This is a genomic window from Nioella ostreopsis, assembly GCF_004000255.1.
GTDB lineage: Bacteria > Pseudomonadota > Alphaproteobacteria > Rhodobacterales > Rhodobacteraceae > Nioella > Nioella ostreopsis.
In genome coordinates, this window is sequence record NZ_RCIQ01000032.1 from 1 (window position 1) to 23966 (window position 23966).

Genomic DNA, 23966 nt, shown 5'->3' on the forward strand with positions numbered 1-23966 from the left:
CAGAGTTTTTCAACAGCATCGGCGGGGAGCAGCCATTCGCTGCGCTCGCAAGGCAAGGCGAGATAACCATTAAAGCAGACGTTGAAACAGAATCGAACCACTCTCAAGCTTCGAAAAAGAGGCTTTTTGCTTTCCGATCCTTTACTGGGTGACATGTTTGGTCGGAACAGGCATCTTGCGACGAGGCCTGCAGGAACAATCAATGACCACCTTAAGCGAAAACCTCGTCAATCGCGTTAGAAAACTGACTAAACCGTCGACCGCTGCACAGGCCATGCAGCCGTTTCTTGAGGCTGTCAGTAACGCAATGATGGCAATTGACGATCGGCATGAAGCATTTGGAAAAACTCAGCCTGGACACGTGAAGGTGGACATTGAGGGTATCGGCGGCGACGACGTGAGCATCACTGTACGCGATAATGGGATTGGACTTGAGACCGACCGATTTGACGCATTTTGTGAAATTGACACCGACTTCAAGAGCCAGCGTGGTGGCAAAGGTGTCGGTCGACTGTATTGGCTTGATGCTTTCAAGAATATCGAGGTGAAGTCGCGGTTCCGAAAAGGTGATGGTTACTCACAACGGGCCTTCAGATTTCTCTTGCGGCGCGAAGAACAGATCGAACATTTATCAGCCGAATTCGATGAGTTTGGACCAAACGAAACTGGGACGATTGTCCATCTTTCTGGCTTGAAACAAGGCCCCTACACAAGCGAGTTCCCTAAGCAACCAAAGAAGATCAAGGATTATGTAGCAGCTGAATTCATCGCCGATTTTCTGGCTGGTAGCAGCTCACGTGTGACGTTGTCGGTGACGTCCAAGGCAGGGAACACCATCTCCGCAGAGTTCCCAGTAGATGTCGTTGATCTTGTCGTTGAGGGTCCAGAGGACCTTTCTGCGCCAGCCGACGAAGGCTTGCCTGATCTAAAAATCGAGGGCTATCTTTGTGAAAAGAAGGCAAGCCAAGGCCTCGAAGGCAGACACCAATTACATCTGCTAGGAAACAAACGAACTGTCGAAACGAGAAACATAGACAGTCTCGTTGGGATCGGGGCCCTGAAAGGCGGTGACCAAGATGATCTGGCGATGCACTTGGTTGTTGGCAGTGAATATCTTGACGACCGTGTTGCAGAAAGTAGGACGTCGTTCACGGTTCCAGCCTCTGAGTTAGACGACATCGTCAAGGCTGCGGTTAATCACGCCCGGGAAAAGTTAATAGCTGATCAACTTAGGGACTTCGACAATGAACGTCGGCTCAGTTTTGAGGCTTTTTTAAGCGAACAACCAATTTTTGGATTTGGCGATCGCGAAGAGATATTTGCGTCACTTCCTGTTGGAGCGAAGTCGCACGAAGACTTTGTCGCGAAACTTGCTTTGCCTCGATATCGAAAAGAACGGGATCGGGAACAACGGCTGACAACGATTGTGCAGGGTTTGGTCTCAGGCGATGCTGTACCAGAAGACTTTGAGCGGATTGTACTAGAAGCCGCCAAAGATGTTCAAGAAAGCGAGCGTAGCTCTCTCGCGCATCACGCCGCAAGACGCAGAGTGGTACTTGATCTAATGAACCAACTAATCCGCCGACTTCGCAGCGCCGAAGGTGACGACAAATACCATCTAGAGTCCACGTTGCATTCCTTGATTGTGCCAATGAGGATCAACAGCAACGATCCAAGCAAAGCAGAGCACACAGCTCACGATCTTTGGCTATTGGACGAGCGTTTAGCCTTTGCGTCGGGATTTGCATCAGATGTTCCGTTGAAGCAGGTCATCAAGGATGATGACAGCGAGATCCGACCCGACGTTCTGCTCTGGGATCATCTCTACTGTCTTGCCCCTGTTGGGCAACAAGGAGGTGTTGAGGGCGTAGAAGACTTAGAACCGATTACTCAAGTCTTCATTGTCGAATTCAAGCATCCTGGTCGATCCGGATATGCTGCAGGCGAAAGCGTCACCCGCCAAATCACGCAGTATGTTGACCGGATTAAAGCTGGAAAGATCGAGGGCTTCGGAAGGCGAAACGTATCAGTCTCAGATGATTGCCGGTTCTACTGCATGGTAGTTGCGGATTTCCGCGGCGGCCTGAAAGACGAAGTTTCCTCATGGGACTACATACATAACCGACGAGGCCGGGAACGCCGTCTTGGCGGAGATCATGCAAACGTGATCATTCAGGCTTTCGAATGGGACTTTGTACTTTCGTCCGCAATGACTTCGAACCGGGCACTACTTGATGCTGCAGGACTTGCACAACGAGGGCAGATTAAGTTCGAGAAGCCGGCCGATGGTTAGTGGTGACTGCTACCCATCTGATTGCAGGCTCTGAGCAATCACCATGAATTTTGCCGCTCGTTCGTTCAGATATTCGGCCTCGGCTTGATCAAGCCTTGTGGCAGTTATGAGTGTACCTGGCTGTATGTTGAGAATGCCGACGCCTGCAGAGTCCGGTTGTGCCATTCGAAGAATACTCAGCAAACCGCGTTCTTTTCTTCGGGGCAGTTGTTCTTTCCCGAAGTGCAAGAAAATTATTCTTCTTTGGTTATTAGCCTCTGTACGTAGATACCACGCTGTTGAGACGCGTACCCCTGAAATGTCTGCTTCCACCGGACTTCGTCCTTGCCAAATGAGAGCATGATCCTCCTTCAGGTCCAAATAATTTTGGCAAAGAACCTTATAACCAGCAGATTTGTTGGCAGAAACGCCCGAATAGAGATCCAGAAACTGCTGTTCCGAGATCGCCTTGTCTTCATAAGATTTCATTGCTTCTCGAAACTGCTTGTACCGGTCCTTAGCAGGATCATAAGGCAAATCTAGCTCACTGATGATGCTTTTGACTTTTGCTTTGTCTTTGCGTTTATCCCCGTAGGCAAAGTCGATGAACTGGCTAACTCTGATTTTCATTTTGCCTCACTTGAATCTGATTGCGGATACAGACTAGCGAATAGAACTAAAAATGAACAGCTTGATGTACGAAGCGTCCAAGAAGTCAAGAGTTGTTCTTCTACCAGTGCCCAAGATCCCAGCTGCAGGCGTGATCCAACGCTGTGCCTGAAGTCATGCTCTGAGTGGGCCCCGGCTGTAGCTCATTGGCTAGATCCCTTCGCATATCGGTCAGATGCGCGTTCATCTGCATCGCGTTCAGCAAGCTTTTCTCGGATACGATCGGCCAGAGACCTTCTATGGATACGCTTCTGGAGGTGTGAAGTAGCAATGCTTCGACAGAGCAGATCAGTTCCTAGAGGTTTTCGGGGCTCGACTCTTGGGAGTTACATGCACATACTGCTGGTGTTTATGGTGATTTGACATGATAGATGATCTTTCCGTTCCAACGTCTGCCAATTTTCATGCAATTCGAAAGAAGTTGTCAAACAAAGCCATCGATGACCTGTTTGTAAAGCTTCGCGCGAACCACGGAGTTACTTCGCAAAACGAGTTTAAATTCACACGCGAACAAATCGACGAAGTTCGTTGGTCTGCAATTTGCTTCAAGTACGAGAGCGCGCCTTCATTTCTTGAAAGCACTACTGCGATACGAGAGCATCTTTGTGGATTCATTCTGTTGATTGAACATCAAGGGTATGTGGCAGTACTTTCGTCTCGATTGAGCCTCCCATCCTCCTTCAAAACGACGCACTTCTCGGCGGTTGAAACGGCGCGTGTTGAAGGTGCCATTGCCAAAACAGATGCAGTTTTTCAGCGTATGACGATGCGAAACATGTCCATTTCGCCCCACGCGATGCGCTCCAAAACCGTTGACGCTCCAGATCTTGCGAATGTTGTTGGCCCGGCCGGAAGCAGACGGTACGCGCCACGTACGTACAGCGTTATAGCGAATGGCATGCAGAGCACCGCTACACCGAGCACTGGTCGCATTGGAGTGCGCTCCGCGCGCGCAGACCTTCAAGACGTCATAAACTTTGCTAAGAACGTTATCGAAGAGCTTCGAGTGGACAATGCGGATGTATCGCCATTTATCAGGTCCTTTGCCCGACCGATGTCGTTGGCCGAAGCTCTGGAGTCTTCAGAGCCGATTGCCATGGCGATTGATACAATCAAGCTTTCTGATGCCCTGGAGGATGTTGAAGAGGGCATCAAGCTCGTCCGACTGGACGACGATGTTGCAGTCGAACTTTCTGCCGATGAATTAACAGCTCTCTTGGAAAGACTTGGCCGCCCTCTGAATATCGAAGGGGGTGATCGCTTAAGAACGTCAGTCGATCCAGCCACAGGAGAACAGTGCGCATCGATCCGCCTCAACAAAAGCCGCATCGCTCTGCGCTCCTTATCATCACCTCAGTTTTCGGACGTTTATGTGGAAGCCACCGGTGCGGCACTTGGTGAAGATACCGGCCGGCAAACACTTCGGGAGTATCTCGACAGAGTGAATTCGCTCATCGTTTTGTTCGAGGACGTGCGATTGGCCTACATTGATGGTCAGGTATTCCGCGACGAAACTCTAGTGGACGGTGGCGAGTCTTTTCTTCGTCATTTTAGCACCTGTCCGCCTCTAGTGGCAGTCACAAGCGAGAAAGGTCAATTTACCGCTGCGCACACGGCATTTGATGGCACTTCAAGTTTCGGGGCAATTGTCGATCACATTGCTGCAGCCGATCCGATTCTACTGTGTGACGACCTTGGCGACGAATGGGCTGACTTCATTGGCGTCTCTGACGGCGCGGGGGAAACGCGAATCTCATTCTATCACGCAAAGCATGGCGAGCTCTCCCTCGGTGCCAGCACCTTTCATGTTTCTGTCAGCCAGGCGGTTAAGAACCTCGGAAATATGTTTTTTCCTGAAGAGCGTATCGCAAGCAAGCTGGAGCTGTGGGGTTCGACCTATAACGCGCCCAATCAGGCCACACAAATTGATCGGACGATACGTTCGAATGTCGCTGATCTCGGAGTTGCATTGCGTCGCGCTAGAGCGGCTCCGGATGTGCGCCGACGCGCGGTCATTGTGACTTCTTCACTCAGTCGGCAGACGCTCAAGGAAGAGCTAACTGCGATACAGGGTGGCCAAAGGCCATCTCCGTCCTTCGTGCAACTTTACTGGCTTTTGCAGTCCTTTTTCTCGGCCTGCACAGAAGTTGGCGCTACCGGCGCTGTCGTCTGCCAACCTTAAGGCCAACTCAGCCGGCTTGTCTGCGTATCAGTCCTCGGCCATCAACCGAGCCGAGCAGTTGCGGCGAAAGTCGGCAAAGTGGGCTGCAACTGCAGCATCGAAGCTTGGGGGTGAATGGCAGCAACGGGCCGTCAGCTGCGGCTTGACTGGACTTTGGTTGCGCGACGCGTCTCACAGAATCTCCTCGCAAAGTAGGTCTGAAATCTCGCCTCGTTTACATTGTTGTCACAGCAAATCGGGCTGTATCCGCCCCGTCGTGACCATGCGCTTCGCCCAGCTGTCGATGATCCGGCCCGCTTTCGGTCTTCAAAAAGAGTCGGGCCTTGGGTTGTCTTGACGCCTTCACGCAACCAGTCCGGTGAACGGGACGTGTAAGGCGGGACTACCAAAGCTGGTGACGTCAATCTGAGGCGAGCATTGCATGAGGCAGCAACCGTCAAGATGAACCGAGGCCGATCGACATGGCTTAAAACATGGGGAGCCCAGTTCACAAAGCAGGCCGCGACTACGGCCCCCGGATCAATGACGTGCTCAAAGCCTTCATGCGGGCGCAGCTGATGGGGCTGCTGCACGGGGACGAAACGGTGGACCAGTTCAGAAAGCAGGAGCAGTCATGGCCGGGCTCCACACCGCGTTGGAAGCTGAGGAGGTCTGCTAACACCCCCCGCAAATTGATCAGGCACACTGTTTCGGTTCGGAGCATGTGCACCAAGGATGTGGCGGGCTGGCCGTTCTAAGGTTGAGTTCTCCCTTCAAATCCAATCCCTACACGGTGCCCCGGGACGCCTTTCCTGAGAGCTTATGGCGATTCATCTTCCCAATACCGCGCTGCACCCTCTACCATAAATAACCTCTTCTTGCCCAAAACGAGCTGGCTTCGCGCTGGACTCGCATTTGCTTCAAGCCGTCGAAACCCACCGGGCGGCCAGGAACGAATTCAGTTAAAGCTCGTTGCCGAAACCGCATCGATGACCTGGTCGCAGGCAGACGCCGCTCGATCATACTGTTCCTTAGCTCACGCGGGCACGAACAGGTCCTTGTAGGTATCTCGCAGAATGTTCTTTTGCACCTTACCCATCGTGTTCCGCGGCAACTCGTCGACCACCACCAGCTTGCGGGGATGCTTGAAACGCGCAAGCGAGGTTCCGGCGGCCTTGGCAATAGCGTCCAGGTCAGGGCTTTCGCCCGGGGCCGGAACGATAACGCCAACCACGGTTTCCCCGAAATCGGGATGCGGCACGCCCACCACGGCGCTTTCCAGCACGCCGGGCTGGTCATCCAGCACAAGCTCGATTTCCTTGGGATAGATGTTGTAGCCGCCCGAAATGATCAGGTCCTTGTTGCGGCCGACGATGTGGACATAGCCATCCTCGTCAATCTTGCCGAGATCGCCGGTGATGAAGAACCCGTCGGCGCGCAGCTCAGCGGCGGTTTTCTCGAGCATTTGCCAGTAGCCCTTGAACACATTAGGCCCGCGCACCTCGATCTGGCCAACCTCGCCATCGGGCAGGGTTTCCCCCGTGGAGGGATCGGTGATCTTCAGCTCCACCCCCGGCAGCGGGAAACCCACGGTTCCCGCGCGGCGGTCTCCGTCGTAGGGGTTCGAAGTGTTCATGTTGGTTTCCGTCATGCCATAGCGTTCGAGGATGCGATGACCGGTGCGCTCTTCGAACTGGACATGGGTTTCGGCCAGAAGCGGCGCAGACCCCGACACGAAGAGGCGCATATGCGCGGCCAGATCCTTGGTGAAGCGCGGATCGGACAGAAGCCGCGTGTAGAAGGTCGGTACCCCCATCATCGTAGTCGCCTGCGGCATCAGATCGATGATTGTTTCGAGATCGAATTTCGGCAGGAAGATGATGCTGCTGCCGGCGGCCAAAGCCACGTTGGTGGCAACGAACAGCCCGTGGGTGTGGAAGATCGGCAACGCGTGCAGCAGCACATCATTCGAGGAAAAGCGCCATTCCTTGGCCAGAGTCTGCGCGTTCGACAGAAGGTTGTTCTGCGTCAGCATCGCGCCCTTGGACCGCCCGGTCGTGCCCGAGGTATAGAGGAAGGCCGCCAGATCATCGCCGTCACGATCCGTGGTCGGGAAGCTCGACGGCATCACGGCGGCCTGGTCCATCAAAGTGCCGGTGCCATTGGCATTCAGCGTTTCCAACTGCGCGTTCAGCGATTTGGCGACGGGCAGCAGGTTCCATTCGCTCTTGCTGTCGCACACGATCAGCTTGGCGCCGCTGTTCTCGATGAAATAGGTCAGCTCATCGACCGTATAGGCTGTATTGAGCGGCAGGAAGACCAGACCGGCCTGCGCACAGGCGGCGTAAAGAGCCAGGGCCTCGGGTGATTTCTCCACCTGCACAGCGACCCGGTCGCCGGGGTCCAGCCCGATCTGGGTCATGGCATGTGCCAGCCGTGCGGCCATGGCCAGGAAGTCCTGGAAGGTCAGAACCTCGCCCTCGGCCAGGTGCAGAAATGCGGAGCATTTGCCCGCATGGACGCCAAAGAGACTGTCGTAGAGAGGATTTGCCATTGTCTTGCCTTTCCTAGACCCGGCTTGGTGCACCGGCACCGGCGAGCTGTTTGACCTCGGGGGTTGCAAGAACCTCGCTCGTGGTCGCGTAATGTTCATGGTTCTGGGCAACCGCGCCCAGATCATAGAGGTAGTTCACCATCGTGCCGCCCGATTGCGCGCGGCCCTTGTCCGAGATGTCGGCATCTGCGTGCACGGCGTGGACCATGGCCCCGTTGCCCAGGTGGAACCGGGCCACCGGATCGGATGGCAGACCGCCACGCCCCTTGGCGTTCAGAAGGTAGTAGGCCGTCATCCGGCGCATGACTTCAGGCTGTTGCACGGGCATCTCAAGCCCTTCCTGCTTGGCCCAGGTGGACAGACCGGGAATGGGCGACAGGGTGACGAAAGTCGAAAGCTCCGGCAGTTCCGAAGACAGGTCGGACGCGACCTGCTTGATCAGCGAATTGCCGAAAGAAATGCTGGCCAGCCCTTTCTGGCAGTTGGAGATGGAATAGAACACCGCCGTGTCGGCCTCATGCGCCGCCATCGGGGCGCGGTCCTCAGCCAGCAGGGTCTGGACCGATCCGGGAATGCCTTTGGTCAGTGCCACTTCGACGAAGATCAGCGGCTCATCCGGCATCGACGGATGGAAGAAGGCGAAACAGCGCCGGTCGGTCGGTTCCAGCCTGCGGCGCAAGTCGTCCCATGACGCGATGGCATGCACAGCCTCATAGGCAATGATCTTCTCCAAAATATGGGCCGGGCTTTCCCAGCTGATCGGGCGCAGCACCAGGAACCCCCGGTTGAACCACGACGCGAAGAGGTGGCGGAAGTCGAGGTCAAGCGCCGCAAGCTCCGGCTCCTTCGCGCCGAGGCGCAGCAGTTCCGCCCGAAGCCGCACCAGCTGCCCGGTAGCGCCGGGCACCCGGTTGAGGCGGCGGATCAGCTCCTGCCGGCGCGGCTCGGCGGCAGCTGCGTAGGCGCGGTAACTGTCCTTCGACGGGCTGCGCTCATAGGCATCGAGTGTCGTGCGCACCGCCTCGGGGTCGATATCCATGGCCGATGCGATATGCCGGAAGAAGTCCAGCTTGCCTGCATCGTCCAGATCCTCGATCCGCGACAGGATCTCGCCCGCAAGGGCAAGGCCCGAGGTCTCGCCCGCCGAGCCGACCAGTTCTTCGGCCAGCTCCGCCAGCGGGCGGCTGCCCTGCTCGACCGGCGCCGCCGTGCGGTAGCGCCGTTCGAACACGGTCGACAGAAGGTCGGCCAAAATCGTCATACCGCGGCCCCCATGACGAAGTCGGGCAGCCAGGTTGCCAGCCCCGGGAAGAGGCAGAGCAGGATGATGGCGACGACCATGCAAACCACAAAGGGCAGCGAACCGAGCAGGATGGTCTTGAGCGAGATGTCAGGCGCGATGCCGTTGATCACATAGAGGTTCAGACCGACTGGTGGAGAGATCAGCCCGATTTCCATATTGATGGTCAGCACCACAGCGAACCAGATTGGATCGAACCCGGCAGTGGTGATGATCGGCAACAGGATCGGCGCGGCCATCAGGATCACCGCGACCGGCGGCAGGAAGAAACCCGCGATCAGAAGGAAGACGTTGACCGCCCCCATCAGAACCCACCGGTTCACCTCCAGCGTGCCGATCCACTCGGCGATGGACTGGGTGATGAAGAGCGACGAGAGCATGAAGGAAAAGACACCAGCCGCCGCGATGATGAACAGGATCATCACCGATTCCTTGGTGCTGTCGCGCAGCACGACCCACAGGTCCTTGGGATTCCACAGCTTGTAGATGATCATCGCGATCAGAAGGCACAGAAGGGCACCCACGGCGGCGGTTTCCGATGGCGTCGCGATGCCCCCATACATGGCGTAGAGCACACCGAGGATGATCGCCAGGAAGGGCAGCACGCGGGGCAGGATCTCGAACCGTTCGCCCCAGGTGTAGCTGCCCGAGCCAAGGCTGGCCGCATCGCCCGACCGCCAGGTAGAGTAGAGCGACCAGGCCATAAACAGACCCACCAGCATGAGGCCCGGGATGACCCCCGCCAGGAACAAGCGGCCGATCGAGGTCTCGGTCGCGATGCCATAAACGATCATGGTGACCGAGGGCGGGATCAGGATGCCGAGCGTGCCGCCCGCCGCGATGGAGCCTGCGGCAACGCCGTCGGGATAGCCACGCTTGCGCATCTCGGGGATGCCCATCTTGCCTATGGCCGCGCAGGTTGCGGGCGACGAGCCCGACATGGCGGCAAAGAGCGCGCAGGCCCCGAGGTTCGACACGACCAGGCCGCCGGGGATGCGGGTCAGCCAGCGTTCGAGCGCCTCGTAAAGATCCGCCCCCGCTCGTGTCGAGGCGATGGATGCCCCCATGATGATGAACATCGGGATCGAGAGAAGGGCGAAGTTGTCGAGCTTGCCAAACAGGATTTCAGGCATCAGCTCGACCGACCGCATCCCGTCGAAGACAAAAAGGAACCCGGCAGAGACGATCAGAAGACCGATGGCAACGGAAACGCCCGAGAAGAGGACGACAATAGTGGCAATGGCGACAATAGCGCCGAGCAGGAGCGGGTCCATCAGGCGTCCTCCAGACCGAAAGGTTGATCCACGCCGAGGATCACAGCGACCAGGTCGGCGATGAGTTGCAGAAGAAGCAGGGCAAACCCGATGGGAAGCGACAGGTAGGGCTTCCACAGGCGCACGCCCCACACCGTGTCGGACCGCCAGTTGCGCTCATAGGCCAGGTGCCAGAACTCGTAGGCGTACCACAGCATCAGCGCGACGATGACGATGGAGATCGTGAGAGTGATCAGGCTGAGCCACAGCCGCGCCCTGCGGCCGAGCAACAGGGGAACAAGGTCGACATTCACATGGCCGCGCAAGCGCTGCACGTAAGGCAGGCCAATCAGCGTCGCGCCGATCATCAGGTAGATGACCGCCTCGGTCTGCCAGATGGTCGAGCCATTCAGCACGAAACGCACATAGATCATCTGGACGGTGATCCCGACAGCCGACACGATCATCGCGGCGGATGCCCAGCCCGCCAGGGTCGAGATATTGGCGACAGTCCTGAGGAACAGGTTGTTCCCCGTATGGGCGATGGCGGCAGAACTATGCCCGGCCATGGCAACCTCCGATATTTAAACAGGGAAAGGGGCGACGGGGCAAAGCCGCGCCGACGGAAGAAGAAAGGGGCGGCCAAGGGAGAGTGTGGGGCCGCCCCGGCGCCGTTATTCTACGGCGAGTGCCATATCGAGAAGGGCCTGACCGTCGGGATAATCCTCGACGAAGGCCGCATAGGAGGTCTCCATGGCGATGGCGCGCCAGGCTGCGAAATCTTCATCGGTCATTTCCGCAATCTCGACACCGGCTTCGGCGAACACTTCAGCCGAGGCCGCGTCTTCCCCGATTGCTTCCTCCAGGTAGTAAGCTTGCGCATTGGCCGAAGCGGCGAGCAGGGCAGCCTGCTGATCTTCGTTCAGACCCTCAAAGGTCGAAAGGTTCATCAGCAGCGGCTGGTACATGAACCACAGGGCGGACTCGCCCGCGGGCGTGTAGCAGCTGACCTGCTCGTAAATCCGGTAGGAAACGAAGGAAGACGACGACGTATTCGCGGCCTGAAGAACGCCGGTCTGCATGGCGTTGTAGATCTCGGAGGATGCCATCGAAGCGATCGAGGCACCGGCACCGGCCAGCATCTGTTCAAAGGCACGTCCCGCGGCGCGGGTCTGAAGGCCCTGCACGTCATCGGGGCCAGTGATGCAACCATCGACACCGGCAAAACCGCCGGCCAGGTAGCCATGCACCAGAACCATGACGTCATCTTCGGCCATGATCTCTTCCAGCGCGTCCATGAAGGGCGACTCGACCAGGCGGGCGGCATGGTGATGGTTGCGCACCAGGCCCGGCATCAGGGTCAGGTTATAGGCGGGCTGCTGGCCGCCGGCATAGCTGAGCGGCAGGACAGTCATGTCCAGCTGACCGCGGCTGACAGGAGTGTACTGCTCGCGGGCGCGGAAGAGCGACTGCGAGGGAAAAATGGTGATCTCGAGATCGACATCAGCGGCGGCCACTTCGTCAGCAACCATCTGCGCGACGCGATGACGGATGTCCTGTGTCGACCACTGGTGCGACAGGCGCAGTTCCTCGGCCTGCACGGCCCCGGCCATAAGCGCGGCAGCGGCGGCGGTAGTAATAAGCGTTTTCATAATGGGTTCCTCCCTTGGATTGTGTCCGATTCGGGACCGGATCGAATTCTTGATCGCAGGTCGTGTATCTGTAGTCAATATTTTTGTATACAAGAAAACATACCTTGTACCCGAATAAGGTTCGCATTATATACAAACCATGGAACGCAAACGCGCAGATATCATCGCGGAAGAGCTCGAAGGCCTGATCTTCGACGGCACTTTCGATAATGGGGAGCGCCTCGATGAGGTGCAGCTGGCCGAGAAGTTCTCGGTCTCTCGCACACCCATTCGGGAAGCTTTGCAAAAGCTTGCGCAATCGGGCCTGGTCGAGCAGATCCCGCGTCGGGGCGTCTTCGTGCGTCAGCCCGGCCCGGTCGAACTGATCGAGATGTTCGAGGTCATGGCGGAACTGGAGGCTGTGTGTGCCAGGCTCTCTGCTTCGCGGATCTCGGACGAGGCGCTTGCCGATCTGCATGAAGCAAACCAGCGCTGTAACGAGGCGGTCGATGCCCAGGACGCCGATCTCTATTACCGTGAAAACGAGAGATTCCATGCGATTCTCTACCGCCAATCCGGCAACCGATTCCTAGAACAGGAATGCCTACGCCTGCATCGGCGCCTGCAACCCTTCCGCCGCCTGCAACTGCGCCTTCGTGGCAGAATGCGGCAGTCGATGGGTGAACATGAGGCCATCGTGAAAGCGCTGGAAGCCGGCGACGGGAACCGCGCCTCTGCCGAGATCCGCGGTCACGTGGCGGTTCAGGGCGAAAAGTTCCACCACCTCATTGCCAACCTGAAACCGGCCGCGGAATAGCCTCTGGCAGGCGGTTCAGCCCATCAGGTGTGGACTCAGCGTTGCGGGAAGATCCTGATAGCACACCGGGCGCAACCAGCGGCGGATCGACAGGGTTCCAACCGAGGTGTGGCCAAAATTCGTTGAGGCCGGGTACGGGCCGCCGTGGACCATGCTATCGCAAACCTCGACACCGGTTGGAAACCCATTGAACAGGATCCTCCCGGCCTTGCGTTCCAGTATGGGCAACAGGGCGCGGGCCGTCTCTGTATCGGCGTCATCCATATGCAGGGTGCAGGTCAATTGCCCTTCCAACCCCGCAGCGATCTGTTTCATCTGCCCCGCTCCGTCCACCTCAACGATCAGGCCGAGCGGTCCGAAAACCTCGTGTTGCAGATTGGGATTGTCCAGAAACGCCGCACCGGTCGTGCGGAAGAGACTGGGGGCGGCCTCTCGGCTCTGGCGGGAGGAGACCAGAAGCCCCTGCACATGGTCCCCCTGCCCCATCCGGTCGCACCCGTCGTGGTAGGCCTGTGCGATCCCGTCTGTCAGCATCACTTGCGCCATTGTCGCAGAAAGTGCTTTCGTTGCCGCGTCAGCGAACCCGGTGGCATCGGGCCCCGCTGGCAGGACCGCAACGCCTGGATTGGTGCAGAACTGCCCCGCCCCCATGGTCAGCGACGCGGCCCAACCTTCCGCGAGCGCGGCTGACTTGGCGGAAAGGGCCCCGGGCAAGATGAACATCGGGTTGACGCTGCCCAGTTCTCCGAAAAACGGAATCGGATCGGGGCGTGCGGCACATAGATCGAATAGCGCCCGGCCCCCGGCGAGCGAGCCGGTGAAACCGACCGCGCGGATCAGGGGATGGGTGACCAGCGCTGTCCCTACATCGCGGCGGCCGCCCTGGATCAGGGAGAAGACGCCCGATGGCATGCCACAGGCCAAAGTCGCGGCCTCGATGGCGCGTGCCACGATCTCGCTGGTGCCGGGATGGGCGCTGTGACCCTTCACGACAACGGGGCAGCCCGCCGCCAGCGCGCTGGCGGTGTCGCCACCAGCAACGGAAAAGGCCAGCGGGAAATTCGATGCGCCAAAGACGGCCACGGGGCCGATCGGGCGCTGGATCATCCGCAGGTCTGGTCGGGGAAGCGGCTGGCGGTCAGGCAGGGCCGGATCGTGACGGCGGTCAAGATAGTCGCCCTTCAGGATATGGTCTGCAAACAGGCGCAACTGCCCGGTGGTGCGGCCGCGTTCGCCTTGCAGGCGCGCCTCGGGCAGGCCGGTTTCGCGGCTGCCGGTTTCGGTGATTTCCTCGGCGCGGGCCTCGATCTCATCGGCGATGGCGTTCAGAAATCCGGCGCGCGTTTCGGCGCTGGTGCGCGCGTAGGCGTCAAAGGCCGCCTCCGCCGCGCTGCAAGCGGCTTCAACCAGGTCTGGCGTGCCAACGCAGAACTCCTGCGCCGGTCCCTGCGCCGGGGCGGATAGGAAGGTCTTGTCGCTGCCGGTCCATTGCCCGGCAATGTAATGCTTGCCGATCATGCGCCCTGCCCGTTCGTCTCGCGTGCCCAGTAGCTGTCGGGCGGCGGGCCGAAATCGATCAGCGCACAGGAATAGACCGCCGTTTCGTCAAATGGATAGCGCGCTTCCATCTCGGGCGTCAGCGTCAGGCCCAGACCCGGCGCTGTTGGCCGCCGAAGCTGCCCCTCCACGATCCTGCCCTGATCCCCGATCATCTCGGTTCCGAGCGGGAAATCGAGCATCGGGTATTCGACCAGCTTGCCGCCCGCCGCGAAGGCTGCGTGATAGCTCGCCATGATCGCCGCCGCCCCGCCCCAGGCGTGGACAACGACATCGGTGCCCTTCGCCCCAGCCGCCTCGAACACATCCATCACCGCCGAGATCCCGCCCATGACCGAGGCGTCGGGCTGCACGAAATCGTAGACGTCATTGTTGATCCGTTCGATCATTTCCTTCGGCGTGGTGATGATCTCTCCGCCGCAGACGGGCACGTCGATCCGCCCGCGCAGGGCCTTGAAGCCCTCGGGCGCGTCAGGGCCGATCGCCTCTTCCACGAAGATCATCCGGTAATCGGTCAGCGCGTGGACCGCTTCGACATAGGCCACCACGTCCTCCACCTCCTGCGGAGGATCGGCGAGGTTCTGGCACATATCCACGCCCACCTGGATACCGCGCTTGCCCGCCTCTTCCAGCACCCAAGCCGTGCGCAGGATATCGGTCTTGATCGCGCGCATCTTGTAGCGGGTGATGCCGAGGCTTTCGAGCAGGTCCAACTCTCGCAGGAACTGGTGCTTTGCATCGCAGCACCCGCCCGAGCCATAGATAGGGATCGCGCCCGCCTTTGGCCCGCCAAGCAGGTCGTAGACAGGCACCCCGAGGCTTTTGCCCTTGGCATCCTGCAACGCGATTTCGAAGGCGGCAATCACGTGGCGCGCGGCCCCTTGCAGGGACCAGTAGTCACACAGCGAGCGCAGGTCGCGCACCCGGCCCGCGATATCGAACCCGTCCTTGCCCATCACCTGCGGGCGGCAGAGATCAACGATGGACTCGAACACTTTGGGCGCGAAGACGGCTAGGTAGCCTTCGCCCAATCCGGTCACGCCGTTGTCCAGCGTGACCTCGACCATGCCGATGGTGCGCTTGGGACCGTTAGGAAAGCATTCCTTGATCTCGGGATCGTCCGCATCGGCGTAGGGAGAGCTGAGCAGAACGCAGCGGATATTGGTGATATTGGGCATTAGTAACCTCGGGTCATGTCGACGACGCCCTGCAGGGGCTGACCCGCCCGATAGCGGGCGAGATTGGCCAGGAAGGTGTCGATCTTGCGGTCCAGCTCGTCGGCGGTGCCGCCGCCGCTGTGCTGGGTCAGAAGGATGTTTGGGCAGGTCCAGAACCGGTGATCGGGCGGCAGGGGTTCGTCCCGGGTCACGTCCAGCACGGCCCCGGCCAAGCGGCCCTCGGCCAGTGCGTCGGCAAGTGCGGCCTCGTCCAACAGCGAGCCACGCCCTAAGTTGGCAAGGACCGCATGAGGGGGGAGCAGTGCCAGACGTTCCGCCGACAACAGCCCGCGCGTGGCGGGGGTGTCCGGCACCGTCGCCACCAGAATATCCGTTGTCGGCAACAAGGCGTCGAGATCGGCGGTCGTGGTGGAACTGTCCAGCGCGGTGATCTCACAGCCGAAGGGCACCAGCAGCTCTGCCAGCCGCCGGTTGATCGCGCCATTGCCCAGCATCACCACCCGCGCGCCTTTCAGCAGACGCAGCCGCGTGCGGATCGGGTCGCCCTCCCATGTCCTGCTCGATTGCAGCCGGGCCAGCCGGTCGATGCCGCGTGCGAGCGCCAGAAGCCCCGCAAGCGCGGTTTCCGCGACCGGATCGGCGAAGAAGCCCGCCAGATTGGTCAGGGTCAGGCGCTGGCCAAGCGTGGACCAATCGAGATCGGCGTATTCCCCGAAGCCCACGGACTCCAACTGCACCCATTTTAGCGCCTCGGCTTCGGTCAACCCCTCGGGCGGCGGGTTGCCAAAGGCGATCTCGCAGCCGGTCAGGTCGCCGGTTTCCTCAAGCTCGGCGTCCCCGATGCGGGACCGCAGCCGCGCAATCTGGTCGCCGTTCAGATCGAGACACAGCGCGATGCGCATCATGCAGGTGCCCCCTGGCAAATCCAGATGGTCTTGGTTTGCAGATACTGCTCCATTGCCTCGACGCCATTGTCCCGCGCCAGCGAACCGGACCGTTTGTAGCCGCCGAAGGGCGTCTTGATATCGCCCTCGGAAAAGCCGTTCACGGACACCGTGCCGCAAGGCAGACGCCGCGCCATGTGCAGCGCGCGGTCGATGTCGCGGGTGAAGACGGTGGCGTGCAGGCCATAGTCGCTGTCGGCGGCCAGTTGCAGCGCCGCGTCCATGTTCGCCACCGGCAAGACGCCCAGAACCGGGCCGAAGATCTCTTCCCGCGCGATGGTCATGTTCGGGGTCAGCCCGGCGAAGACGGTGGGCTCCACGAAGAACCCCGCGCCCTTGCGCGCGCCGCCCGTGGTCATGCGCGCGCCCTCTGACAGGCCCTTTTCGATATAGCCGGTGACGCGGGCCATGTGTTCGGCTGTCACCATCGCTCCGATATCGGTGTCGGGGTCCAGCGGGTCACCCACCCTGTAGGCAGCGGCGCGGGCGGTGACCTTGTCCAGATAAGCCTCGGCCACGCGGGCATCGACGATCTGACGCATGTTGGCCGAGCAGTTCTGCCCGCCATTCCAGAAGGCGGAGTTGACCGCGTGCTCGATCAGATCGTCGGTCAGGTCCGCATCATCCAGCACGATAAAGGGGCTTTTACCGCCCATCTCCAGCCCGATGACCTTGAGGTTGCTTTCCCCCGCATAGCGCAGGAAATAACCGCCCACCTCGGTTGAACCGGTGAAGGAGACGATGTCGATATCACCGTGCCGTCCGATGGCCTGCCCCGTCGTTTCCCCCATGCCGGGCAGAACGTTCAGAATCCCGTCAGGCACCCCGGCCTCTTGCGCCAAAGCGGCCAGACGCAGGATGCTGAGCGGGGTCTGTTCGGCCGGTTTCACGAGGCAGGAACAGCCCGCGGCCAGCGCCGGGGCCAGTTTCCACGCCGCCATCAGCAGCGGGAAGTTCCAGGGCAGCACCAGCCCGACGACACCTGCAGGTTCCTTGACAATGAGCGCCAGCGCGTCCTCGCCCGTCGGCGCGACCTTGCCGAAACTCTTGTCGGCCAGTTCGCCATACCACTGGAAGAAATTCGCCACCTCATTGCCGATCTCGTGCAGGCAATCGGTGATGGTCTTGCCACTGTCGAGGCTTTCCAGAACCGCCAGATCCTCGGCATTCTCGCGGATCAGGGCGGAAAGCTTCAGCATCACCTCCTTGCGATCCTCGGGCGCAGCGCGGGACCAGACCCCGTCATTGAACCGTGCGCGGGCAGCGGCAACGGCGCGGTCCACATCCTCGGCCGTGCAATGGGCCACGGCGCACAGGGTTTCACCCGTGGCGGGGTTGACGCAGTCGAACGTGCCGCCGTCCGATGACGCCGTGAAAGACCCATTGATGAAGGCGCGGGTTTCAATGGCTAGTCCGGATGCGCGGCTATGGGCCTGATCTTTTGTCAGTGACATGGGAAAGCTCCGTTACAGATGCGTCAGTTGCGGCGGACAGAGATGTGCCAGGGGATGAGCAGCCGTTCGGCCAGCGTCACCAACCCGAACAGGCAAAGCCCCAGAAGCGTCAGGAAGAAGATCCCGGCGAAGGCCAGGTCGGGCCGCATGTTGCCGGTCACGATCTGGATGTAGAAGCCAAGCCCCTCATCCGATCCGATGAACTCGGCAATCGCCGCGCCAACCGTCGCGTTGATGGCCGCATATTTGAAACCCACGAAACACTGGGGCAGCGCGGCGGGAAGACGGACCTTGAAGAAGGTGCGCCAGATGCCTGCCCCGGTCGAACGCGAGAACAGCGTCAGTTCCTCGGACAGCGAATTGAAGGCCAGGATCGCATTCAGGACAATGGGAAAGAAGCATACCAGAAAGACGATGATCACCTTGGGCAACAGCCCGAAGCCGAGCCACGAGATGAACAGCGGCGCGAAGGCGATTTTCGGCACCATCTCGATGCAGACGATGAACGGGTAGATTGTGCGCTTGAGGATCGTTGAAAACGCGATTGCAAGACCAAGGGGCAGCGCCAGGACAACCGCCAGGACATAGCCGATAATGACCTCGGTCCCCGTAACCAGCGTGTAGTCCAGTAGCCGGGGCAGATCAGCTGCGCCGTTCTCGATGATCAGCGACGGCGGGGTGAGGATATAGAGCGGGATGTCGAACCACAGCACCGAGTATTCCCAAAACAGGAAGAACCCGATGAAGAAGGCGACGAACATCCATGAATTCATCAACCGCAGCTTCAGGCCCGCGAAGGTGGGTTTTTTGTCAAATGACGCCATAGCCTCTGAAGATCTCCTGGGTTTCATGAACATATGCGGAAAACTCGGGCGAGCGTTTCACCTCGTAGTCGCGCGGGTACGGCAGGTCGATGTCGATAACGCGTTCGATCCGGCCCGGGCGCGGCGTGATGACCGCGACCTTGCTGGAAAGCTGGATCGCCTCCTCGATGGAATGGGTGACGAACAGGACCGTTGGCCGCTGCTCCATCCACAGCGATTGCAAATCGCTGCGGATGCGTTCGCGCGTCATCGCGTCGAGCTTTCCAAGCGGTTCATCGAGCAGCATCGTGTTGGGCGCGTGGATCATCGCCTGGCAAAACGCGGCGCGTTGCTGCATTCCACCTGAAAGCTCGTAAGGGTGGCGGTCTGCGAAATCCTCAAGGTGAACCGAGGCCAGAATCGCGTCGATCTCGGCCCGTTTCGAGGCCACGGAGATCCCGCGCATTTCCAGTTGCAGCTCGATGTTCCCGCGCACGGTGCGCCAGGGAACCAGCGTATTATCCTGGAACATGATGCCGATATCGGTCTGCGGGCCTTTCACCGGCGTCCCACCGATGCTGACCGAACCTTCGGTCAAGTCCAACAGCCCCGCGGTCATGAGCATCAGGGTGGACTTGCCGCAACCCGAAGGGCCAAGCAGCGAGACGAATTCCCCGTCTTCCACCACCATGTCCACGGGACCGAAGGCATGGACGGCGTCAGGGCCGCTTCCAAAAACCTTTTTCACGCCCGAGAATTTGATCTGGTTGCTCATGCTTTCTTCCTTTGAAAACCGGGGGCCAACTGCGGCCCCCGGCCGGGTTCGATACTCAGTCGATGAACTGGTTCGTGTAGAAGCTCGTCGCTTCGGCTTCGGGGTCGAGGTCATTGTATTCCTGCATCAGGCTGACCATGCTTTCCCAGTCGGAGGGTACGTTCAGGCCAAGCTGACGTTCGGTGTTGGCGCTGGAATACAGAATGCCGAGCGTCACATCGAGAACCGAGCGCGCCTGCATCATGCCCTGTTCCTCGGCCATGGTGCCACCGACAATGTCGGCAATGGCAGCAACCGCCGTGTCGGGGTCAGCCTCGGTCTGGGTGTAGGCTTCGATCGTGGCATCGACAAAGCGGTCGACCAGATCCGGGTTGCTTTCGACAAGGTCACGCCGCGTCGAGATGCAGTAACCCACCTGATCCACCCCATAGTCGGAATAGGGGAACAGGACCGGGTCGTCGCCGCCATTGGCGCGAATTTCTGCCGGTTTGTCATCGAGACCGCCCAGCATGGCCACCGCGCCCCCCGATCCTTGCAGGTAGCTGGAGACAAGCGCGCCGTCGGGCACATTGGTCAGGGTAACGTCATCCTCGGTCAGACCGGCATTGGACAGCACGATCGGGAAGAAGGTGTTCACACCTGCATTGGCCGTGGTCAGGATGACGTGGCCGCGCAAGTCCTCGATGGACTCGATCCCGGCATCGGGGCGTACAATGACCGCCTCAGAGCCCGTCGCGTCGATCACGGCGACCGACACGATATCGGCCCCCTGGCTGGCCAGCGTGATCAGCGCCCCGCAGGACCCGTAGGCAAAATCACTGTCGCCATTCGCCACCAGTCGATGCGCGGAACTGGAGCCGTTGCCCGAGCGGATGTCGAGATCGATCCCGTAGTCATCATAGATGCCAGCCACATACCCATGCGCGAACCCGGCATGAGAGCCGTAATACATCCAGTTCAGGCGCAGCCGGACGTCATCCTGCGCGGCGGCAACGCTCGTCATCAACAGGCTGGCGCCGAGGGCCAGTCCCGTGGTTTTCACGATTGTCTTCATCATCTTCATACTCCCTTTGGATCTGTTCTTGATGGTGTTCGTGGTGGTCTGCACGTCGCCTCAGGAAAGGCCGATCAGCCTTGGCACGCCTATTTTGCTCATCATGGCGTGGGTTTGTTCTTTGTGGGTCTGGCGAATGTCGCGGGTGGGCGGGCGGCACCGGCTGGAGGGCAGTCCGATCAGTTCCATGCACAGCTTGTCGAGATAACCGTCACCGCTGGTATAGGTCTGTTCGATCTCCACCCAGAGCTTGTAGAAGGGCATGCCTTCCTCGACCAGCATCCGGGCGATCTCGGGGTAGTTCCCTGCCCGCACCTCGTCGATCAGCTTGATGCCCCATTCCGGCCAGAAGTTGCAGTGATGCACCTCGAAGGCCGTTGCGCCTAGGGCGGGCATCGCGCTCATCCCGAACAGCAGGTTGTTGTCGATGATCGTGAAGCGGTCCGAGAAATGGGAACAGACGTCCTCGAATTCCATCGCGTCAGTGCGCGGGGCAGCCCATTTCAGACCAACGAGATTTGGAATCTCCGCCAGCCGATCAATCATCGGAAAGCTCAGGTTCTGACTGGTCCAGAACGTGTTGTAGAGGATGATGCCCACATCTGGCGCGGCCTCTGCTGCGGCACGGACGTATTCCTCAAAGTCGGCCTCGGTATGGGCGAAGTAGAACGGGCAGGATACCTGGATGAAATCGGTTCCGATCTGGCTGGCAGCCTTGGCAAGCCGGACCAGTTCGAGCGTGCTTGTGGTCTGCGCGCCCATGGCGATCGGCACAGCCCCGTTCGCTTCATCGACCACGACCTCGGCCACGAACAGCCGCTCCTCAAACGTCATGGTCGAAAAATCCCCCGCCGCGCCGCCTGCCAGAAGCGTTGCGTAATCGGCATTCAGCCCTGAATCGATCAGGAACCGCACATAACGCCGCAGCGCGCTTTCGTTCACCGCCATGTCCGGCGTGTCGTCAAACGGCGTCGGGATGGTGACGTAGCAGCCCTGCAGTTTTTTCTTCTTGTCGTCCACGTTCGGCAGCTCCAGTTCGGATGGCCGCACAGCTCCGCACGGTGCAAAACGCACCGCTGACGGGGGCCATCAGCCATAAAATTCCAGGGTCTTTTCAGTGTCGGACCAGATGAGACGGGCCCGCTGACATGAAAACAGTAAGGACGAAAATCCCCGTTTGAGTTGATTATTCTTGCCGATTGCTTCACAAATATTGCCAGATTGATGCAGTTTCTTTGTCGAGGAGGATGCAATGCCCGATTCCAAAGCCAGCTTTGCCTTTGTCCTTCAGCCAGAGTTTCCACTGACCGCGCTGATCCTCGCCTGCGACTCGCTGCGGATTGCGAACCAGAACTCGGGTCGCGACCTGTTCGATTGGCGCGTCCTGTCCGAAGACGGCGCGGAAGTGCGTGCCTCGAACGGCATGTGGTTCGCCGCCGACAACGATCTGACGCCCTCGGGGCCGGTCGATGTTTGTCTTCTGTTCCAAGGCAATCTGCCAACACAGAACTTGTCCCGGCGGCTGCTTGGCTACCTGCGGACGCAGGCCCGCTTCGGGGCAATCGTCGGCGGGGTGGACACCGGCGCCTATGCGCTTGCGCAGGCCGGGCTGGTGGCGACGGAAGCTGCGCCAGAGGTTGTCCTGCACTGGGAGGCGGTGCCCACGTTCCGCGAATGGTTTCCCGATGCGCAGCCTCTCAACGGCATCTACATGAGCGCCGGCAAGCGGGTTCATTGCGCAGGCGGGATCGCCACGCTGGACCTGATGCTCGACCTCATCGCGCGGTTCACGGGCGAGGCGATGGCCAGCGAGGTCGCCAATGCAATGGTCCACAGCAGACGGTCCCCGGATACGCAGCAGCGGCTTGACCAGCCGGTCGATAGCGGCGCGGGCAGCCTGGTGTCGCGACTGACCCGAACGATGGAGCAGAACCTCGATTTTCCACTGTCGCTGGACGAATTGGCCGAGAGCCTGGACACCCCCAAACGCACCCTCGCGCGCGCCAGCGAAACCGCGTTCGGCATATCCCCCATGCGGCTGTATCTTCGGATCCGGCTTCAGGCAGCGCGCAACTTCCTGTTCTATGAGGATCTCTCGATAAAGGAGATCGCCACCGCCTGTGGGTTCTCCGCGCCGGGGGCCTTCACGCGCAGCTTCAACGCCCAGTTCGGAACCAGCCCGTCCAGCTTCCGTGCCGCCGTGCGCAAGAGCCAGAGACTTACCGAACACCCCGAGATCCATCGCATCATCCGGCGAAGCGGTCATTCCGCCAACGCCCTGTCTAAAGACAGTGCATAGGCATGGCCCGATGAGACATACTGCTTGCGCGATGGATTGTCCCTGACTCGGATTGCCACCCAATACCGAAAGAGCCGGGTCAGGCCGTCTGCCCGAACCGGGCAGGATGGAAGGCCATGAGAGCATCTGCATCGCCTCCGGTGATGCGGCCGGAAAACAGACGTGCATGCACCGGCGCCAGCGTGATCCCCGAATGACAGGCCGCGGCACTCGCTCTGTCCGAGAACTGATAGATCGGCGCGCCATCCGGCGTCATGACCCGCAGCCCCGCCCAATGACGCACCACGTTGATATCACGCAAGGCAGGCGTGATCCGCAAAGCATTGCGGGCCAACTGCCCCGCCGCGTCAAGCGTGGTGGACCGGTCAAGGCCCACGTCCTCTTTCGTCGCCCCCACCAGGAAGGTGCCATCAGCGGTCTGACGCAGGGTGCTGGCAGGCAAGGTCATGACCCTTGGCAGCCGCTGGCTGACGATGACCTGCCCCCGCTGTGGACGCACCGGGACATCTAGTCCGACGCTTTCGGCAAGCTCTTGCGTCGCAAGGCCGGCAGCCACGACGACATGCCCCACACCGATCCGCCCCGTGGCCGTAGTCAGTTCCCACCCAAGTGACACCGGCCGGATGGTGTCGACCTTGCTGCCGAACAGCACCCGACCCCCAAGCCGGGGGATGGCCCGAAGCAGCGCACTGTGCAGCTTGAGCGGATTGACGCAGCCATCGCGCCAGCAAAAGCTGGCCCCTGTCACCTCTGGTCCCAATTCGAACTCCGGCATCAGTCGCTGAATGGCGGCCCGGTCGATCATCTCGTGGTCGTTTTCGCCGCCGCGCTCATTGTGCAGCCGATGCAGTTGCGATTCGCGCTCGGTGTAGCCGTCTTCACCGAATGTGAATGTCAGCCCACCATTACGCTCATATGACAAAACCGAGCCGGGAACGCCCTCTTCCGGTCCGGCGATCTCGGTCAGTTCCTCAGCGAAGGCAGGCCATAAGTCGGACGAGACGCGGGTCAGACGCTGGTAGTCGGGACTGCCCGGCCCCTTGCCCTGCACCCAGACCAAGCCGAAATTCGCTGCGGATGCGCGCGGGTCGCTGGCACTGCCATCAAGCAAGACCACCGAACACCTGCTGAGAGCCAGGCCATAGGCGATGCTTGCCCCAACGACCCCGCCGCCGATTACTGCGAAATCCGCCGTCTCATCCATGCTGGTTCCTCTCGTCAATGGCTTGACACTAGGAACGGGCT

General features: G+C 59.9%; 19 protein-coding genes and 1 pseudogene. 5 read left to right on the plus strand and 15 right to left on the minus strand.

The features are described 5' to 3' along the window. Positions 1-202: 202 nt before the first annotated feature. Positions 203-2293, plus strand: coding sequence for an ATP-binding protein (locus EP237_RS20915; RefSeq protein ID WP_127562773.1), 2091 nt, complete (start codon positions 203-205; stop codon positions 2291-2293). 9 nt (positions 2294-2302) lie between these two features. Here EP237_RS20915 and EP237_RS20920 read toward each other — a convergent pair whose 3' ends face one another. Further along, entirely contained in the window at positions 2303-2902 is a 600-nt protein-coding gene (locus EP237_RS20920; RefSeq protein WP_127562774.1) for a hypothetical protein, read from the minus strand. A 403-nt stretch (positions 2903-3305) separates the two neighbouring features. On the opposite strand from EP237_RS20920, the gene EP237_RS23365 reads away from it, so the two are divergent. After that, positions 3306-5123: a hypothetical protein gene (locus tag EP237_RS23365; RefSeq protein ID WP_127562775.1), complete on the plus strand. Its 1818-nt coding sequence runs from the start codon at positions 3306-3308 to the stop codon at positions 5121-5123. 270 nt (positions 5124-5393) lie between these two features. Continuing rightward, a pseudogene (locus EP237_RS23915) lies at positions 5394-5621 on the plus strand (transposase); the annotation flags it as partial. Between the two features lie 517 nt (positions 5622-6138). Here EP237_RS23915 and EP237_RS20935 read toward each other — a convergent pair. The 5 genes from EP237_RS20935 to dctP form a co-directional block, all read right to left on the minus strand. Continuing rightward, positions 6139-7656 (minus strand): malonate--CoA ligase, encoded by a 1518-nt coding sequence (locus EP237_RS20935; RefSeq protein WP_127562776.1) that lies wholly within the window; start codon positions 7654-7656, stop codon positions 6139-6141. A 13-nt stretch (positions 7657-7669) separates the two neighbouring features. Further along, complete coding sequence (locus EP237_RS20940) at positions 7670-8917, minus strand: malonyl-CoA decarboxylase (RefSeq protein WP_127562777.1); 1248 nt, start codon at positions 8915-8917, stop codon at positions 7670-7672. Continuing rightward, on the minus strand, positions 8914-10230 hold the full coding sequence (locus tag EP237_RS20945; protein ID WP_127562778.1) for a TRAP transporter large permease: 1317 nt from the start codon (positions 10228-10230) through the stop codon (positions 8914-8916). The genes EP237_RS20940 and EP237_RS20945 overlap by 4 nt, the downstream gene beginning before the upstream one ends. Further along, positions 10230-10778 (minus strand): TRAP transporter small permease, encoded by a 549-nt coding sequence (locus EP237_RS20950; protein WP_127562779.1) that lies wholly within the window; start codon positions 10776-10778, stop codon positions 10230-10232. Before EP237_RS20950 ends, EP237_RS20945 begins: the two co-directional genes overlap by 1 nt. Before the next feature lie 105 nt (positions 10779-10883). Then, positions 10884-11861: a TRAP transporter substrate-binding protein DctP gene (gene dctP / locus EP237_RS20955; RefSeq protein WP_127562780.1), complete on the minus strand. Its 978-nt coding sequence runs from the start codon at positions 11859-11861 to the stop codon at positions 10884-10886. A 139-nt stretch (positions 11862-12000) separates the two neighbouring features. Here dctP and EP237_RS20960 point away from each other — a divergent pair, with 139 nt between their 5' ends. Then, positions 12001-12657 carry a GntR family transcriptional regulator gene (locus EP237_RS20960; RefSeq protein ID WP_127562781.1) on the plus strand — a complete coding sequence of 219 codons (657 nt, stop codon included), beginning with the start codon at positions 12001-12003 and terminating at the stop codon, positions 12655-12657. A gap of 15 nt (positions 12658-12672) precedes the next feature. On the opposite strand, the gene EP237_RS20965 is transcribed toward EP237_RS20960, so the two are convergent. Genes EP237_RS20965 through EP237_RS21000 form a run of 8 tightly spaced genes read right to left on the minus strand, consistent with a single transcriptional unit; the run spans position 12673 to position 21442 of the window. Further along, the gene (locus EP237_RS20965) at positions 12673-14175 is read right to left on the minus strand and encodes an aldehyde dehydrogenase (NADP(+)) (protein WP_127562782.1); all 1503 of its coding nucleotides are present in this window, start codon (positions 14173-14175) and stop codon (positions 12673-12675) included. Beyond that, positions 14172-15392, minus strand: coding sequence for a mandelate racemase/muconate lactonizing enzyme family protein (locus EP237_RS20970; RefSeq protein ID WP_127562783.1), 1221 nt, complete (start codon positions 15390-15392; stop codon positions 14172-14174). Before EP237_RS20970 ends, EP237_RS20965 begins: the two co-directional genes overlap by 4 nt. After that, positions 15392-16297 (minus strand): NAD(P)-dependent oxidoreductase, encoded by a 906-nt coding sequence (locus EP237_RS20975; protein WP_127562784.1) that lies wholly within the window; start codon positions 16295-16297, stop codon positions 15392-15394. Before EP237_RS20975 ends, EP237_RS20970 begins: the two co-directional genes overlap by 1 nt. Then, positions 16294-17790 carry an aldehyde dehydrogenase gene (locus EP237_RS20980; RefSeq protein WP_127562785.1) on the minus strand — a complete coding sequence of 499 codons (1497 nt, stop codon included), beginning with the start codon at positions 17788-17790 and terminating at the stop codon, positions 16294-16296. Before EP237_RS20980 ends, EP237_RS20975 begins: the two co-directional genes overlap by 4 nt. A gap of 23 nt (positions 17791-17813) precedes the next feature. After that, entirely contained in the window at positions 17814-18614 is an 801-nt protein-coding gene (locus EP237_RS20985) for an ABC transporter permease (RefSeq protein ID WP_071692002.1), read from the minus strand. Beyond that, on the minus strand, positions 18601-19368 hold the full coding sequence (locus EP237_RS20990) for an ABC transporter ATP-binding protein (protein WP_127562786.1): 768 nt from the start codon (positions 19366-19368) through the stop codon (positions 18601-18603). The genes EP237_RS20985 and EP237_RS20990 overlap by 14 nt, the downstream gene beginning before the upstream one ends. Before the next feature lie 55 nt (positions 19369-19423). Then, a complete protein-coding gene (locus EP237_RS20995) occupies positions 19424-20425 on the minus strand; it encodes an ABC transporter substrate-binding protein (protein WP_206052339.1) in 1002 nt (333 codons plus the stop codon). A 57-nt stretch (positions 20426-20482) separates the two neighbouring features. After that, the gene (locus EP237_RS21000; protein ID WP_127562788.1) at positions 20483-21442 is read right to left on the minus strand and encodes a dihydrodipicolinate synthase family protein; all 960 of its coding nucleotides are present in this window, start codon (positions 21440-21442) and stop codon (positions 20483-20485) included. 232 nt (positions 21443-21674) lie between these two features. Here EP237_RS21000 and EP237_RS21005 point away from each other — a divergent pair, with 232 nt between their 5' ends. Then, positions 21675-22721, plus strand: coding sequence for a GlxA family transcriptional regulator (locus EP237_RS21005; RefSeq protein ID WP_127562789.1), 1047 nt, complete (start codon positions 21675-21677; stop codon positions 22719-22721). 79 nt (positions 22722-22800) lie between these two features. Here EP237_RS21005 and EP237_RS21010 read toward each other — a convergent pair whose 3' ends face one another. Next, complete coding sequence (locus EP237_RS21010; protein WP_127562790.1) at positions 22801-23925, minus strand: NAD(P)/FAD-dependent oxidoreductase; 1125 nt, start codon at positions 23923-23925, stop codon at positions 22801-22803. Positions 23926-23966 lie beyond the last annotated feature (41 nt).